Raw genomic sequence first — 15,086 nt, forward strand, 5'->3', positions numbered from 1 at the left:
TGGCTAAAGCGTCCCGAGGAACCCGAGCGCCGTCTGCCAGGTCTGCTCCGCCGCCTCGGCGTCGTAGTCGGGAAGGTCCGGGTCCGTGTACAGGTGCCCGGCACCCCGGTAGCGGAAGACCTCGACATCGGCGCCCGCCCGGCGCATCCGCAGGTACCAGGCGTTCTGCCAGTCCTCCGGCTCGAAGGCATCGGGGTCGGCCACATGCAGCTGCACCGGCAGATCATCGGCGGAGGCGTCGTCGGCGATGTCCGACGTGCCGTGCAGCAGAAGCAGGCCGCGTGCCTTGTCGTCGGCGAGCGCGACATTCTGCGCGAGCGCGGCACCGAGCGAGAACCCCGCGTACACGAGACCGCTGTCGGAATACGGCGCCGAGGCGGCGACGGCCCTGCGCAGCAGCTCGTCCGTGCCGATCTCGTCCTGGATCTTCCTGGCGTCCTCGACGTTCCCGGCGGTCTTGCCCTCGTAAAGATCGGGTACCTGCACCTCATGCCCGGCAGCCCTCAGCCGGTCGGCGGCTTGGTGTACAGCGGGACGCAGGCCGTAGACCGAATGGAAAAGCATGATGTTCATGTGGCCATCGTGCCACCTACCCTCGGAGGCATGGAGAACGTGCTGCGTCCGTTGATCGTGATCGGCGCCGCGGTCGTCATCACGCTGGCCATCGGCTGGCTTGTCGACCGCCTCCTGCGCCGTACCGACGCCCGCCACACGGAGACTCCGCTGTGGGGGCTGCTGCGCCGTTGCCGGCTGCCGCTGCAATGCGTGCTGCTCCTGGCCTTGTTGAGGGGGTTCTACGAACAAGCCGAAGTATTCGAGAAACAGTCCGCGGGCATCGGCCGTGTGCTCAGCCTGCTCCTGATCGGAGCCTGCGCCTGGCTGGTGGTGCGGATCGCCGCGGCCGTCGTCGAGTCGAGCTACGCGCACTATGCGTCGCGCAGCCACGACCCGGCCAGGCTCCGCCGGGTCCGTACCCAGGTGTCCCTGATCATGCGCGTGGTCACCGCGGTGGTGGGCGTCGTGGCGGTCGCCGCGATGCTGCTCACCCTCCCCGCGATGCGCACGGTCGGCACATCGATGCTGGCCTCGGCCGGTGTGCTCGGCATCGTCGCGGGCATCGCCGCCCAGTCCACGCTCGGCAATCTCTTCGCCGGTTTCCAGATCGCGTTCGGCGACATGGTGCGCCTCGGCGACACCGTGGTGGTGGACGGCGAGTGGGGCACGGTCGACGAGATCACGCTGACCTTCCTGACCGTACGGACCTGGGACGAGCGCCGGATCACCATGCCGGTCTCGTACTTCACCTCGAAGCCCTTCGAGAACTGGTCACGCGGTGGCGCCCAGATGACCGGAACGGTCTTCTTCCACCTCGACCACTCGGCGCCCGTCGCCAAGATGCGCGAGAAGCTCCACGACATCCTGCGCGAATGCCCGGCCTGGGACGGCCGCGACTGGGGCCTCGCGGTCACCGACACCACCCCGTCCACGATCCAGGTCCGCGCCCTGGCCACGGCCAAGGACGCGGACGACATCTGGACGGTACGGGTGACGGTCCGCGAACAGCTCGTCGGCTGGCTCGCCGACCACCACCCGTACGCGCTGCCGCGCATCATGACGTCCCTCGCCACGCCGCCGAACGGCGCCGTGGACCACTCGTCGGCCGACGGCACGGCGCCCAGGACCGGGCGCGGGTAGCGGGCGCGGGCAGGGGCACGGGCCCGGGGGAAAGCCCCTCGGAGCTCAATGCCCGCGCTCTGCCCCGCCGTTGACCTGGATCACCTGCGAGGTGATGTGACCGGCCCCGGGCGACGCCAACCAGTGCAGGGTCCCCGCGATGTCCGCTGGCGTGCCCGGGCGCCCGGTGGAGGTCTCCGCGATCCGCGCGGCCCGCCGCTCCTCGGGCATCCCGGCACCGAAGAACTCGGTGTCCTCGACATAGCCGGGCGCCACCAGGTTCACGGTGATCCCGCGCGGCCCGAGGTCACGGGCCAGGTCATGGGCGTACGGGTGGAGCGCGGCCTTCGCCGCGGCGTACGCGCCCGAGCCCGAGCCCCGGTAGGCGGCGATGGAGCTGAGGAACAGCACCCGGCCGCCGGGCGAGACGAGCTGCTCGCGCAGGGCCTCGGTGAGCAGCGCGGCCGTCAGGACGTTGATCCGGAAGTTGACCGTCCAGGCGTGGGCGACCGCGTCGAGCGGATCGTCCGACTCCGCCCCGGGCTCGAGTCCGCCATTGCCGCCCGCGCTGTGGATGAGCACATCGACCCGGCCGCCGAGCTCCGCGGCCACGAACTCCCGTACTCCCCGCACCTCTTCGGGCTCCGCCAGATCCGCCGCATACGTCACGGAGCCGGGCACCTGGGCCTTCTCCAGGACCTCACGTCGCCGTCCGAGCAGCAGCACCCGGTCCCCGTCCGCCGCGAAGGCCCGCGCGGCCGCGAGCCCGATCCCCGTACCACCACCGCTGATCACCACATTGCGCGTCATACGGAGATCGTACGAAGGCTCACGGCCGCGCCGCCCGGAAAAGACGGAGCTCAGCGCAGACTGCGCACATCCAGATGGCGAAGCACCCGGTCCACGATCTCCGGATCGGCACCGGGTTCGCTGCGTGCGGAGAGCACCTCGTGCCGGGCGGCCGACATCATCTCGCCCCGGATGGAGCGCATCCGCTTCATCTTGGCGGCGCGCTCGGCCAAGTGTTCCTTGCGGTTGTCGTCGAGCATGTCCGGGTTGATGCGCATCCCGATGTCGAGGGCGGCACGCATCAGCTGATCCATCGACTCCTGAGACAGCTCCTCGACGGCCTCGATCTCCTTGAGCCGTGCCTTCGCCGCCTTCGTGGCCCGCAGCGCGAGCTCCCGCTCGAAGGCGTCCTCGGCCTCCGCGTCCGCCTCGACGCCGAGCCGGCGCACCAGCCAGGGCAGCGTCAGACCCTGGACGACGAGGGTGACCATGATGACCCCGAACGCGATGAACACGATCTGGTCCCGGCCAGGGAACGGCGATCCGTCGTCCATGGTCAACGGCACGGCAAGGGCCAGCGCGACCGAGGCCACGCCCCGCATGCCCGACCACCACATGACGACGGTCTCGCGCCAGCTGACCGGGATCTCCTCCTCGTAATCCCTGCGGTCGTGCAGCCGTTTGGCGAGCCAGGTGGCCGGGAGCAGCCACAACAGCCGGAGGAACACGACGACTCCGACCACCGCCGCGGCCCAGCCGCTCCACTCGACCCAGCGGCCGGATGCGGCGCTGATGGCGTTGTGCAGTTCGAGCCCGATGAGCCCGAAGGCGATCCCGGTGACCAGGGTGTCGACGATCTCCCAGAAACTCCGGTTGACCAGCCGCCCCATGACATCGTCGGCGTCGGCGGCGTACTCGGCGACGAAGAGCGCGGTGACGAGCACGGCGAGCACCCCCGAGCCCTTCATCTCCTCGGCCGCGAGGTAGGAGACGAACGGCACGAGGAGCGTGAGACCGACCTGGAGCGTCGCGTCCCCGAGCAGCCCGATGAGCTTGTTCGTGGCCCAGCCGATGGCCACACCGACCACGATGGCGACGACCGCCGAGAGCACCAGGTCGAGCACGGCCTGCGGCAGCGAGAAGGTTCCGCTCACGGCGGCGGCGATCGCCACGTGGTAGAGCACGATCGCCGTCACGTCGTTGAAGAGCCCCTCGCCCTCCAGGATCGACACAAGCCGTCGCGGCAGCCCGAGTTGGCCGGCGACCGCGGTCGCCGCGACGGGGTCGGGCGGTGCGACCAGCGCACCGAGGGCGACGGCGGCGGCGATCGGCAGCCCCGGCACGAGGGCGTTGGCCACGGCGGCGACGGCCACGGTCGTCACGAACACCAGGGCGACGGCGAGCAGCAGAATGGGCCGCACATTGGCCGCGAACTGCCGCCAGGAGGTGCGCTGCACGGAGGCGTACAGCAGCGGCGGCAGCACCAGCGGCAGGATGTAATCGGGGTTGATCTCGACGTTCGGCACGAACGGAATCAGCGCGAGCACGATCCCGGCGAGCGTCATCAGCACGGGCGCCGGCAGCTTCAGCCGCTCCCCGACCGGCACACTGACCACGGCCCCGAGCAACAGCACGAAAAGCAGCGCCAACTGTTCCACGGGGCCCTCCGGTCACACGCCAAGATCACGTGCTCTCAAGAGTGCCACGCAAACCGGACATTACCCTCGGGCCCCACGACGAGCCGTCCGACAGCGCAGCCCTACTCCCCCAACACCCGCCGCATCCCCCGATGCGGAATCCCCGCATCAAGGAACTCCGGCCCGTACGCCTCGTACCCGAGCCGCTCATAGAAGCCCAGCGCATGCGTCTGCGCATGCAGATCCACCGCGGAAAGACCCCGCGCTGCCGCACACTCCTCGATGGCCCGCACGAGCGCGATCCCGACCCCGAGCCCCCGCGCGGCCTTCGCCACGGCGAGCCGCCCGAGCGACCCCACCGAGGCGTCGCCCGTCTTGGCGAGCCCGGCGTCCCCGAACAGCAGCCGCCCGGTCCCGAGCGCCACCCCGTCCTCGGCCCGCACCGCGAGCACATGCACGGCGGAGGCGTCGTACTCGTCGTACTCGATTTCCTCGGCCACACCCTGCTCGGCGACGAAGACCTCCTTGCGCACGGCGAAACAGGCCGCGCGGTCCTCGTCGCTCACCGCTTCCCGTACGAGAAAGGGGGTCTCCGAGACCCCGAGCACCCAGGACCCGCTCACCCGTACGTCTCCGCCGCGATCAGGTCCAGCGCCTTCTGCAGATCGGCCGGGTACTCGCTCTCGAACTCGACCCAGCGCCCGTCCCCCGGGTGCTCGAACCCGAGCTTCACCGCGTGCAGCCACTGCCGCGTGAGCCCCAGCCGCTTCGCGAGCGTGGGATCGGCGCCGTACGTCAGGTCGCCGACACAGGGGTGTCGATGAGCCGACATATGGACCCGGATCTGATGCGTACGCCCGGTCTCCAGCTTCACGTCGAGCAGCGAGGCCGACCGGTACGCCTCGATCAGGTCGTAGTGCGTCACGGACGGCTTGCCGTCGGCGGTGACGGCCCACTTGTAGTCGTGCTGCGGGTGGCGCCCGATGGGGGCGTCGATCGTGCCGCTCAGCGGGTCCGGGTGCCCCTGCACCAGCGTGTGGTACCGCTTCTCCGGCACCCGCTCCTTGAACTGCCGCTTCAGCGAGGTGTACGCACGCTCCGACTTGGCGACCACCATCAGACCGGACGTACCGACGTCGAGCCGGTGCACCACGCCCTGCCGCTCGGCCGCACCGGACGTGGAGATCCGGTAGCCGGCCGCCGCGAGGCCGCCGATCACGGTGGTCCCGGTCCAGCCCGGCGAGGGGTGCGCGGCCACGCCCACCGGCTTCACGATCACGACGATGTCGTCGTCGTCGTAAGCGATCTCCATGCCCTCGACGGGCTCGGCCACGATCTGTACGGGCGCGGGCGCCTGCGGCATCTCGACCTCGAGCCAGGCGCCCCCGTGCACCCGCTCGGACTTCCCGACCACAGCCCCGTCGACCTGCACCTTTCCGGCAGCAGCCAGCTCGGCCGCCTTGGTGCGGGAGAAGCCGAACATCCGGGAGATGGCAGCGTCGACGCGCTCGCCCTCCAGGCCGTCAGGTACGGGCAGACTGCGGATCTCGGGGTGTGTGCTCACCTGGAAAGTATGACGGACCGCCGCGGACAGTTCGTCCGCGGCGGTCCGCCGGTGCTCTGGAAGCCTCAGGCCCTCAGTGCTCGTGGGGCTTCAGGCCCTCAGTCCTTGTGTACGGTCCCGTCCGGGTCCAGGCCCCTGAAGGACAGGATCACGATCAGGATGCCGCCGCACACGATTGCCGAGTCCGCCAGGTTGAACACGGCGAAGTTCTTGGGCGCGATGAAGTCCACGACATGGCCCTCGAAAACGCCGGGGGCACGGAAGATGCGGTCCGTCAGATTGCCGAAGGCACCGCCGAGCAGCAGACCGAGCGCGATGGCCCAGGGCAGGCTGTAGAGCTTGCGGGCGAGCCGCGCGATCACCACGACCACCGCCGCGGCGATGAAGGTGAAGATCACGGTGAAGGCCTCACCGATGCCGAAGGCCGCACCCGCGTTCCGGATCGCCTCGAAGCGCAGCCAGTCCCCGATGATCTCGATCGGCTCGTGGTGCTCGAGCTTGGCGACCACGATCATCTTGCTGATCAGATCGAGCGCATAGGCGACCGCGGCGACCGCGAAGAGCGCCACGATCCTGCGGCGCCCCTTCGGTGCCTGCTCGCCCCCGGGGACCGACTCGGCCTGCGGATCCTGCTCCGGCTCCGCACCCTCAACATCCGGCGTACCGATGATGCTCTCCGCCTCTGCCACGTGAGTCCCTCAACCTAGATGCCTGACTGAGCACGAGGGTACGACACATGCGTACTGCGTCCGAGACTCAGTGGCGCCGTTCCTGCTTCTGCTTGCACTCCACGCACAGGGTCGCCCGCGGGAAGGCCTGCATACGCGCCTTGCCGATCGGGTTCCCGCAGTTCTCGCACAGGCCGTACGTCCCCGCGTCCAGGCGGTCGAGAGCCCGCTCGCTCTGCTCCAGCATCTCGCGGGCGTTGTTGGCGAGCGCCATCTCGTGCTCGCGCGTGATGTTCTTCGTGCCGGTGTCGGCCTGGTCGTCGCCGGCCCCGTCGCCCGAGTCGCGCATCAGACCGGCGAGCGCCTCCTCGGAGGACGCGATCTCGGCGCGCAGCCGCAGGATCTCCGTCTGCAGCTCGGTCCGCGCCTCGGTCACCTCCTCGGGAGTCCACGGGTCCTCACCGGGACGTACGGCGAGCTCACCGGGCTCGGCCGCGACGCCGCGCGCCTTGGGCACCGCACCCCCACCCTTGCCCGAAGCGACCGTCTCGACCGTCTTCACAGCCTTCTTCGCACTCACCGACCTGGCTCCCGTCTGCTTCGCGGCCTGTTCGCTGCTGTCCGGCTTGCTCTGCGCCTTGCTGGCCGCCGCCTTCTTGGCCGGCGTCTTCTTCACCGCTGCCTTCTTGGCCACGGCCTTCTTCGCCGGGGCCTGCTCGGCCACGGCCTTCTTGACCGGAGCCTTCTTCGCAGGAGCCTTCGCCGCGGTCTTCTCCGCGGCGCCCTCCTGCGTGGTGCCCTTTTCCGCGGCACCTTCCTGCGAGGTGCTCTTCTTCGCGGCCGCCTTCTTGGCCGCGGCCGTCGTCTTCACGGCGGCCTTCTTCGCCGCGGCCGTCGTCTTCACGGCGGCCTTCTTCGCCGTGGTCTTCTTCGCCGTCGCGGTCGACTTCACGGCCTTCTCCGGCTTCACCGCCTTGTCCGTACGAGGTGCCGCAGCAGCGGTCGACTTCTTTCCGCTCACGTCCTTTGCCGCGGAAGTGGATCTGCTCGACGCCGAGTGCTGTTCGGCGGTCTCTTTCGCCACCATGGCCGCGGCCCCTTCACATATTGTGATCTTGCTCGCGAATCGTGCTGGGACGATAAATCGACTCCAGGCCCGCGGCAACGGGGCACGCCGCCCGATCCACCCGCCCCGCGACGTGCACGCGACGGGTCTGCATCGGTTGTGCCCAGCTCCCCGCCCGGTAATCCGCGACTCGGCTCCGGCCGGATCCCCAGAAGGCACCGAGTGGCCATTCGGGTCACTCCCCTCCCACCCGGGGCCCGCCCCGCAGATCCCGTTCCGCGCCCGAAAACCGGTCGGCCGAGCCCCGCCCGGCGCCGTACACTGGGCGCAGCGAAAAGGCATCGATGGGGACGAGTAGCGTCCGTACGCAGCCCAGAGCGACCCGGGGACGGTGTGAGCCCGGGGGCGAGCGCGAGCGTGAAGATCACCCCGGAGCCGCCGGAAGAACGCTCTCGAGGACAGAGAGCCAGTAGACCCGGCGTCGCGCCCCAATGAGGGGGCTCACCGGCAGCGGCCGGGGAGCCAAGGAGGGTGGTACCGCGGGAGCCCTGCGCCAGGAGCTGCAGGCACTCGTCCCTCCGACGGAAGGCAGCACATCCGCCGGAGGACGACAGATGACGCAGTACCAGCAGGTACCCGCCCAGGTCGACCTGCCCGCCCTCGAGCACGCGGTGCTCGACTTCTGGCGCGAGCAGAAGATCTTCGCGAAGAGCCTCGAGCAGACCGAGGGACGCCCCGAGTGGGTGTTCTACGAGGGCCCGCCGACGGCCAACGGCATGCCGGGCGCCCACCACATCGAGGCCCGCGTCTTCAAGGACGTCTTCCCGCGCTTCCGCACGATGCGCGGTTACCACGTCGGCCGCAAGGCCGGCTGGGACTGCCACGGCCTGCCCGTCGAGCTCGCCGTCGAGAAGGAGCTCGGCTTCAACGGCAAGAAGGACATCGAGGCGTACGGCATCGCCGAGTTCAACGCCAAGTGCCGTGAGTCCGTGACCCGGCACACCGACGCCTTCACCGACCTGACGACCCGCATGGGCTACTGGGTCGACCTCGACGACGCCTACCGCACGATGGACCCCGAGTACGTGGAGTCCGTGTGGTGGTCGCTCAAGGAGATCTTCAACAAGGATCTCCTGGTCCAGGACCACCGCGTGGCCCCCTGGTGCCCGCGCTGCGGCACGGGTCTGTCGGACCACGAGCTCGCGCAGGGCTACGAGACGGTCGTCGACCCGTCGGTCTTCGTCCGTTTCCCCCTCACCTCCGGGCCTCTGGCGGGCGAAGCCGCGCTCCTGGTCTGGACGACGACGCCCTGGACCCTGGTGTCCAACACGGCCGTCGCCGCGCACCCCGACGTCACCTATGTCGTGGCGACGAACGGCACCGAGAAGCTCGTGGTCGCCGAGCCGCTGCTCGCGAAGGCCCTCGGCGAGGGCTGGGAGGCCACCGGCCAGACCTTCACGGGCGCCGAAATGGAGCGCTGGAACTACCAACGTCCGTTCGAGCTGGTGGAGTTCCCGGCCAAGGCCCACTTCGTGGTCAACGCCGAGTACGTGACGACCGAGGACGGTACGGGTCTGGTCCACCAGTCCCCCGCGTTCGGCGCCGACGACCTCCTGGTCTGCAAGGCGTACGAGCTCCCCGTCGTGAACCCGGTGCTGCCCGACGGCACGTTCGCGCCCGAGGTCCCGATGGTCGGCGGTGTCTTCTTCAAGAAGGCCGACGAGAAGCTCACCGCGGATCTGCAGGAGCGCGGCCTGCTCTTCAAGCACATCCCGTACGAGCACAGCTACCCGCACTGCTGGCGCTGCCACACCGCGCTGCTGTACTACGCGCAGCCCTCCTGGTACATCCGCACCACCGCGGTCAAGGACCGTCTCCTCGAGGAGAACGAGAAGACCAACTGGTTCCCGGAGTCGGTCAAGCACGGCCGCTTCGGTGACTGGCTGAACAACAACATCGACTGGGCCCTGTCCCGCAACCGCTACTGGGGCACCCCGCTGCCGATCTGGCGCTGCGAGGACAGCCACCTCACCTGCGTCGGCTCCCTGGCCGAGCTCTCCGAGCTGACCGGCACCGACCAGTCGAACCTGGACCCGCACCGCCCGTTCATCGACAAGGTCACCTTCACCTGCACCCACGAGGGCTGCTCCCTCGAAGCGGTGCGCGTGCCGGAGGTCATCGACGCCTGGTACGACTCGGGCTCGATGCCGTTCGCGCAGTGGGGCTACCCGCACAAGAACAAGGAGCTCTTCGAGTCGCGCTACCCGGCGCAGTTCATCTCGGAGGCCATCGACCAGACCCGCGGCTGGTTCTACACGCTGATGGCCGTCGGCACCCTGGTCTTCGACAAGTCGTCCTACGAGAACGTGGTCTGCCTCGGCCACATCCTCGCCGAGGACGGCCGCAAGATGTCCAAGCACCTGGGCAACACCCTGGAGCCCATCCCGCTCATGGACCAGCACGGCGCCGACGCGGTGCGCTGGTTCATGGCGGCCGGCGGCTCCCCGTGGGCCGCGCGCCGCGTGGGCCACGGCACGATCCAGGAGGTCGTCCGCAAGACCCTCCTCACGTACTGGAACACGGTCGCCTTCCAGGCCCTGTACGCCCGTACGTCGAAGTGGGCGCCGAGCGACGCCGACCCGGCCGCGGCCGAACGCCCGCTCCTCGACCGCTGGTTGCTCTCCGAGCTCAACGCGCTCGTCGAGCAGACCACCGAGGCCATGGAGGCGTACGACACCCAGCGGGCCGGCAAGCTCCTGTCGTCCTTCGTCGACGATCTCTCCAACTGGTACGTGCGCCGCTCGCGCCGCCGCTTCTGGCAGGGCGACAAGGCCGCGCTGCGCACGCTGCACGAGGTCGTCGAGACGGTCACGCGCCTGATGGCCCCGCTGACCCCGTTCATCACCGAGCGGGTCTGGCAGGACCTGGTCGTGCCCGTGACGCCCGGCGCCCCGGAGTCGGTGCACCTGTCCACCTGGCCGGAGGCGGACAAGTCCCTTGTGGACCCGTCCCTTTCCGCGCAGATGACACTGGCCCGCCGTCTGGTGGAGCTCGGCCGCGCGACCCGCGCCGAGTCGGGTGTGAAGACCCGCCAGCCGCTGTCCCGTGCGCTGATCGCCGCGGTCGGCTTCGAGCAGCTCGGCGAGGAACTGCGCGCGCAGATCACCGAGGAGCTCAACGTCCAGTCCCTCGCGTCCCTGAGCGAGGTCGGCGGCTCGCTGGTCGACACCACCGCCAAGGCCAACTTCCGCGCGCTCGGCAAGCGCTTCGGCAAGGGCGTCCAGGACGTGGCCAAGGCCGTCGCGAACGCGGACGCCGCGGCGCTGTCCCTGGCGCTGCGCGAGGGCACGGCCACGGTCGAGGTCAACGGCGAGACGGTCACCCTGACCCCCGAGGAGGTCTTCATCATGGAGACCCCGCGCGAGGGCTGGTCGGTCGCCTCGGAGGCCGGTGCCACGGTCGCCCTCGACCTGGAGATCAGCGAGGAACTGCGCCGTGCGGGCCTGGCCCGTGACGCGATCCGGCTGATCCAGGAGGCCCGCAAGAACAGCGGCTTCGACGTCGCGGACCGCATCGCGGTGCGCTGGACGTCCACGGACCCCGCACTGACCGAGGCACTCACCGAGCACGCCGAACTCATCGCGGACGAGGTCCTCGCCGTGGACTACGCCCGGGGCGATGCGGACGACTCGTACGGCGAGACGTTCACGGACGAGGCCCTGGGCCTCACCTTCCGCCTCCGCAAGACGCAGTCGTAAGCAGCCGGTGGGGCCTTGGCAACCGCCAAGGCCCCACCACGCCGGCAACCCGAAGGCCCGCCCCACCCGATCCAGTGGATCCAGGTGAAGGCGGGCCTTCGGCGTTGTGTGCCGCCGCACACCTGGCCACCGCCAGGCATACAAAAGGGCCGGGCCCCGGGGAATCCCCGGGGCCCGGCCCTACAAGCCGCCGACGGCTACACGCGCAACCCGCGCGCAGAACCCGTCAGTTGTCGTCCTCGTCGATGAGGAACCCGCGCATCGGCGAGGGCGCCTGCTGCATCGGCTGCGGAGCCTGCGGCCGCACCGGCGCCATCGGCTGGGTCATCGCGGGCGACATCTGCTGCTGGCCACCGTACGAAGGCGCACCGGCCATGGACTGCTGGCCGCCCATCGACTGGTTGCCGCCCATGGTGTGGCCGCCCATGGAGGGCGCACCCGCACCGGCCGGCTGCATCGAGGGCGACGGCGGCAGCGAAGCGGTCGCCGGGGTCCGCGGCGGAGCCAGCGAGTCGTCGGCCTGCGTCTCCAGCTGGCGCAGCTGCGACTCCAGGTAGGACTTCAGACGCGTGCGGTACTCGCGCTCGAAGCCGCGCAGGTCCTCGACCTTGCGCTCCAGCGTGGCGCGGGCGGACTCCAGGGAGCCCATCGCGACGCGGTGCTTCTCCTGCGCGTCCCGCTCCAGGGCGTCGGCCTTGGCACGGGCGTCGCGCTCGAGGCCCTCGGCACGCGAACGCGCCTCGCCCACGATCTTGTTGGCCTCGGAACGGGCCTCCGCGATCGCCTGGTCGGCGGTCTGCTGCGCGAGCGAGAGCACGCGCGCGGCGCTGTCGCCGCCGGGACCCTGACCGGGCTGCGGCATCTGCGGACCGTGGTTGCCCATGGGGCCGCCCATCGGACCGCCCATGGGGCCGCCCTGCATCGGGCCGGGACCCTGCGGGCCGTGGCCACCCTGCGGACCGTGTCCGCTGGGGCCGGCCGGAAGCTGCGGGGCACCGCTCGGCAGCTGCGGCGGACCGCCCATGGGGCCGCCCATCTGCTGCGGCGGGCCCGATATGCCGGCAGGCACGGGGGCACCGGGACCACGCTGGTCCTGCGGCTCCGGGGGCTTGCGCATGCCCTGCTGTTGGTTCTGCGCGGCGGCACGCGTCGCGGCGGCCAGCTTGGCGCGCAGGTCCTCGTTCTCGCGGAGCAGGCGGGTCAGTTCGGACTCGACCTCGTCGAGGAAGGCATCAACCTCGTCCTCGTCATAGCCTTCTCGGAGGCGGACGGTCGTGAACTGCTTGTTCCGCACGTCCTCGGGGGTCAACGGCATCTCTTCACCTCAACGTAGTCGTCGGCATTCGGCAAGACCGTAATAGACATCGTGCTCACAGCCGGCTCACAACGGAGATCAGGATGTAGACGATGATCATCAGCACGAAGAAGGACAGGTCGAGCGCCACGCCCCCGAGACGCAGCGGCGGAATGAACCGCCGCAGAAGCTTGAGCGGTGGATCAGTGACAGTGTAGGTGGCCTCCAGAACGACCACCATCGCCTTGCCGGGTTGCCATGAGCGGGCGAACTGGAAGACGTAGTCCATGACCAACCGGAAGATCAGCACCACAAGAAACAGCGTCAACGCGATATAGAGCACATTCCAGACAACGCTCATGACTCGCGCTTCCCTCTCCCCTGTGTCTCGTGCTGTTCGTGTTCTTCAGGTACTGCGTCTCAGCTCTGGTTGAAGAACCCGCCCTCTGCGATGCGGGCCTTGTCCTCCGCCGTGACATCGACGTTAGCAGGAGACAGCAGGAACACCTTCTGCGTCACCCGCTCAATGCTGCCGTGCAGTCCGAAGACCAGACCGGCGGCGAAGTCCACCAGACGCTTCGCGTCGGTGTCGTCCATCTCCGTCAGATTCATGATCACCGGAGTGCCCTCACGGAAGTGTTCCCCGATGGTACGGGCCTCGTTGTAGGTCCGAGGGTGCAACGTCGTGATGCGGTACGGCTCCCGCTCGGAGACAACCTTGGGCATGATCACCGGTGCGTTCTTCTCCAGGCTCTGACGTTCAGGTGTGATGGATGCCACGGGGGCAATACGAGCGGGACGCCCGATTTCAGCCGAAAGCGCACTCGAACCTCCGGCCGCAACAGGGACGGAGGAGGAAAGGGGCGCCCGAGGTGCGGGAGTTTGTACCTTTCGCTCCGGTTCCTCCCGGTGCAGTTCGCGCGACGGCTCGTGCCGCCTGCGGTCCCGCTCCGGTTCGGGGTCCAGCTCGGGTTCGAACTCGTCATCGGGGTCAAAGCCCCGGCCGTCGTAACCGTCGTCCTCCACGAGGCCGAGGTAGACCGCCATCTTGCGCATCGCGCCGGCCATGCTCTGAGTCCTCCGCTCGTCTGTGGATACGCCGGCGCCGCCAAGTGCCCACGATCCACTGGATATCCCCGCCGATCTGCGAGAATCACCATATTTTCTGCTGTGGTCCGACTTCTTGGCGACGTTACCCGAGCCGGGGTCGGACTCCGAGTACCGCAGTGCCGACGCGTACATGTGTCGCCCCTGCCGCTACGGCCTGTTCGAGGTCCGCGCTCATCCCTGCCGAGACCATGTTCGCAGCCGGATGAGCGCGGCGCAGGTCAGTCGACAAATCCATCAGCCGCTTGAACGCCTTGAGTTGTTCACCGGCGTACGGTCCCGCGAGTGGAGCCACGGTCATGAGACCGTCGAGCCGCAATCCGGGAGATTCCGCGACAAGCGCCGCCAACTCCTCGATTCCGTCAGGGGCCACGCCTCCTCGGTCGCCCCGGCCGCCCACTTCGGCGTCGAGCGCGACCTGGATCAGGCACCCCACTTCACGTTCCGCGCGCACGGCCGCCGACGACAGCGCCGTGACCAGCTTCGGCCGGTCCACCGACTGCACCACATCGGCATAACCCACCACGGAACGGACCTTGTTGGTCTGCAGCTGCCCGACGAAGTGCCACTGCAGCGGAAGGTCCGCACAAGCGGCCGCCTTGGGCGCCGCGTCCTGGTCCTTGTTCTCCGCGACATGGCGTACGCCGAGTTCGCACAGGAGACGGGCATCGCTCGCGGGGAAGGTCTTCGTGACCACGATGAGCGTCACTTCTTCGCGATCGCGACCCGCCGCCGCACACGCGGCCGCGATCCGCTTCTCCACATCCGCCAGATTCGCGGCGAGTTCGGCCTTACGGTCCGTCATGTCGTATCAGTCCAGCCAGATGTAGCTTGCGAGCCGCCCGGTGGTGCGGTCGCGGCGGTACGAGAAGTGGTCGGCGGATTCCCGGGTGCACACATCGGAGCCGGCGAAGTCGCCCACGCCGAGCCGCTCCAACTGCGCCCGCACCCCTGCCGTGACGTCGACCGCCGGGGTTCCCCAGCTGGTCTCCGCGTACGCCGCGGGCTCCACGGCCGCGACCTCCGCGCGCATCGCGTCGGGGACTTCGTAACAGCGGCCGCAGACCGCGGGACCGGTGCGGGCGATGATCCTTCCGGGCTCGGCGCCCAGCTCGACCATTGCCGCGACGGCCTCCGGCACCACCCCGGCCACCATCCCCGGCCGGCCCGCGTGCGCGGCGCCGATGACACTGGAGACGGGATCGGCGAGAAGTACGGGGGTGCAGTCGGCGGTGAGGACCGCGAGAACCAGACCCCGCCGGGCACTCACCACACCGTCCACGGAAGGGATTTCCGATGCGGAATCCCAGGGGCCGTCGACGACGGCGACGTCCTTGCCGTGCACCTGGTTCATCCAGACGACCCGCTCGGGGTCGAATCCCAGGGACTTCGCGACGAGTTCGCGATTGCGGAGTACGGCCTCGGGGTCGTCGCCGACCGCCCCGCCCAGATTGAGCTGCTCGTACGGAGCGGCGCTCACCCCGCCCCACCGGTTGGTGAAGGCGAAGTGGGCGCCGCTCACGAGGTCC

General features: G+C 69.4%; 14 protein-coding genes. 2 read left to right on the top strand and 12 right to left on the bottom strand.

Going from position 1 to position 15,086, the window contains the following annotated elements; genetic code table 11:
* Nucleotides 1-3: 3 nt before the first annotated feature.
* The gene (locus H9Y04_RS06345) at nucleotides 4-573 is read right to left on the bottom strand and encodes a dienelactone hydrolase family protein (RefSeq protein ID WP_187812665.1); all 570 of its coding nucleotides are present in this window, start codon (nucleotides 571-573) and stop codon (nucleotides 4-6) included.
* A 30-nt stretch (nucleotides 574-603) separates the two neighbouring features.
* Between H9Y04_RS06345 and H9Y04_RS06350 the strand changes: the two genes are divergently transcribed.
* Nucleotides 604-1,695 (top strand): mechanosensitive ion channel family protein, encoded by a 1,092-nt coding sequence (locus H9Y04_RS06350; protein WP_187812666.1) that lies wholly within the window; start codon nucleotides 604-606, stop codon nucleotides 1,693-1,695.
* Between the two features lie 45 nt (nucleotides 1,696-1,740).
* On the opposite strand, the gene H9Y04_RS06355 is transcribed toward H9Y04_RS06350, so the two are convergent.
* The 6 genes from H9Y04_RS06355 to H9Y04_RS06380 form a co-directional block, all read right to left on the bottom strand.
* Nucleotides 1,741-2,484 (bottom strand): SDR family NAD(P)-dependent oxidoreductase, encoded by a 744-nt coding sequence (locus H9Y04_RS06355; RefSeq protein ID WP_187812667.1) that lies wholly within the window; start codon nucleotides 2,482-2,484, stop codon nucleotides 1,741-1,743.
* A 50-nt stretch (nucleotides 2,485-2,534) separates the two neighbouring features.
* Nucleotides 2,535-4,112: a Na+/H+ antiporter gene (locus tag H9Y04_RS06360; RefSeq protein ID WP_187813067.1), complete on the bottom strand. Its 1,578-nt coding sequence runs from the start codon at nucleotides 4,110-4,112 to the stop codon at nucleotides 2,535-2,537.
* 110 nt (nucleotides 4,113-4,222) lie between these two features.
* A complete protein-coding gene (locus tag H9Y04_RS06365; protein WP_187813068.1) occupies nucleotides 4,223-4,708 on the bottom strand; it encodes a GNAT family N-acetyltransferase in 486 nt (161 codons plus the stop codon).
* An 11-nt stretch (nucleotides 4,709-4,719) separates the two neighbouring features.
* Nucleotides 4,720-5,664 (bottom strand): RluA family pseudouridine synthase, encoded by a 945-nt coding sequence (locus tag H9Y04_RS06370; RefSeq protein WP_187812668.1) that lies wholly within the window; start codon nucleotides 5,662-5,664, stop codon nucleotides 4,720-4,722.
* A 98-nt stretch (nucleotides 5,665-5,762) separates the two neighbouring features.
* Nucleotides 5,763-6,353, bottom strand: a complete 591-nt coding sequence (gene lspA / locus H9Y04_RS06375; RefSeq protein WP_187812669.1) for a signal peptidase II — start codon at nucleotides 6,351-6,353, stop codon at nucleotides 5,763-5,765.
* 67 nt (nucleotides 6,354-6,420) lie between these two features.
* Nucleotides 6,421-7,419 (bottom strand): TraR/DksA family transcriptional regulator, encoded by a 999-nt coding sequence (locus tag H9Y04_RS06380; RefSeq protein ID WP_187812670.1) that lies wholly within the window; start codon nucleotides 7,417-7,419, stop codon nucleotides 6,421-6,423.
* A 593-nt stretch (nucleotides 7,420-8,012) separates the two neighbouring features.
* Between H9Y04_RS06380 and ileS the strand changes: the two genes are divergently transcribed.
* Nucleotides 8,013-11,156, top strand: coding sequence for an isoleucine--tRNA ligase (ileS, locus tag H9Y04_RS06385; RefSeq protein WP_187812671.1), 3,144 nt, complete (start codon nucleotides 8,013-8,015; stop codon nucleotides 11,154-11,156).
* Between the two features lie 226 nt (nucleotides 11,157-11,382).
* On the opposite strand, the gene H9Y04_RS06390 is transcribed toward ileS, so the two are convergent.
* The 5 genes from H9Y04_RS06390 to pgeF all read right to left on the bottom strand — a co-directional run bounded on the left by H9Y04_RS06390 (nucleotide 11,383) and on the right by pgeF (nucleotide 15,079).
* The gene (locus H9Y04_RS06390; protein WP_187812672.1) at nucleotides 11,383-12,471 is read right to left on the bottom strand and encodes a DivIVA domain-containing protein; all 1,089 of its coding nucleotides are present in this window, start codon (nucleotides 12,469-12,471) and stop codon (nucleotides 11,383-11,385) included.
* A 55-nt stretch (nucleotides 12,472-12,526) separates the two neighbouring features.
* On the bottom strand, nucleotides 12,527-12,811 hold the full coding sequence (locus H9Y04_RS06395; protein WP_165335537.1) for a YggT family protein: 285 nt from the start codon (nucleotides 12,809-12,811) through the stop codon (nucleotides 12,527-12,529).
* A gap of 59 nt (nucleotides 12,812-12,870) precedes the next feature.
* Nucleotides 12,871-13,518, bottom strand: coding sequence for a cell division protein SepF (locus H9Y04_RS06400; protein ID WP_187812673.1), 648 nt, complete (start codon nucleotides 13,516-13,518; stop codon nucleotides 12,871-12,873).
* Between the two features lie 124 nt (nucleotides 13,519-13,642).
* The gene (locus H9Y04_RS06405) at nucleotides 13,643-14,362 is read right to left on the bottom strand and encodes a YggS family pyridoxal phosphate-dependent enzyme (RefSeq protein WP_187812674.1); all 720 of its coding nucleotides are present in this window, start codon (nucleotides 14,360-14,362) and stop codon (nucleotides 13,643-13,645) included.
* Nucleotides 14,363-14,368: 6 nt separating this feature from the next.
* On the bottom strand, nucleotides 14,369-15,079 hold the full coding sequence (gene pgeF, locus H9Y04_RS06410) for a peptidoglycan editing factor PgeF (RefSeq protein ID WP_438818087.1): 711 nt from the start codon (nucleotides 15,077-15,079) through the stop codon (nucleotides 14,369-14,371).
* Between the last annotated feature and the right edge of the window lie 7 nt (nucleotides 15,080-15,086).

The organism is Streptomyces polyasparticus (assembly GCF_014493765.1).
GTDB lineage: Bacteria > Actinomycetota > Actinomycetes > Streptomycetales > Streptomycetaceae > Streptomyces > Streptomyces polyasparticus.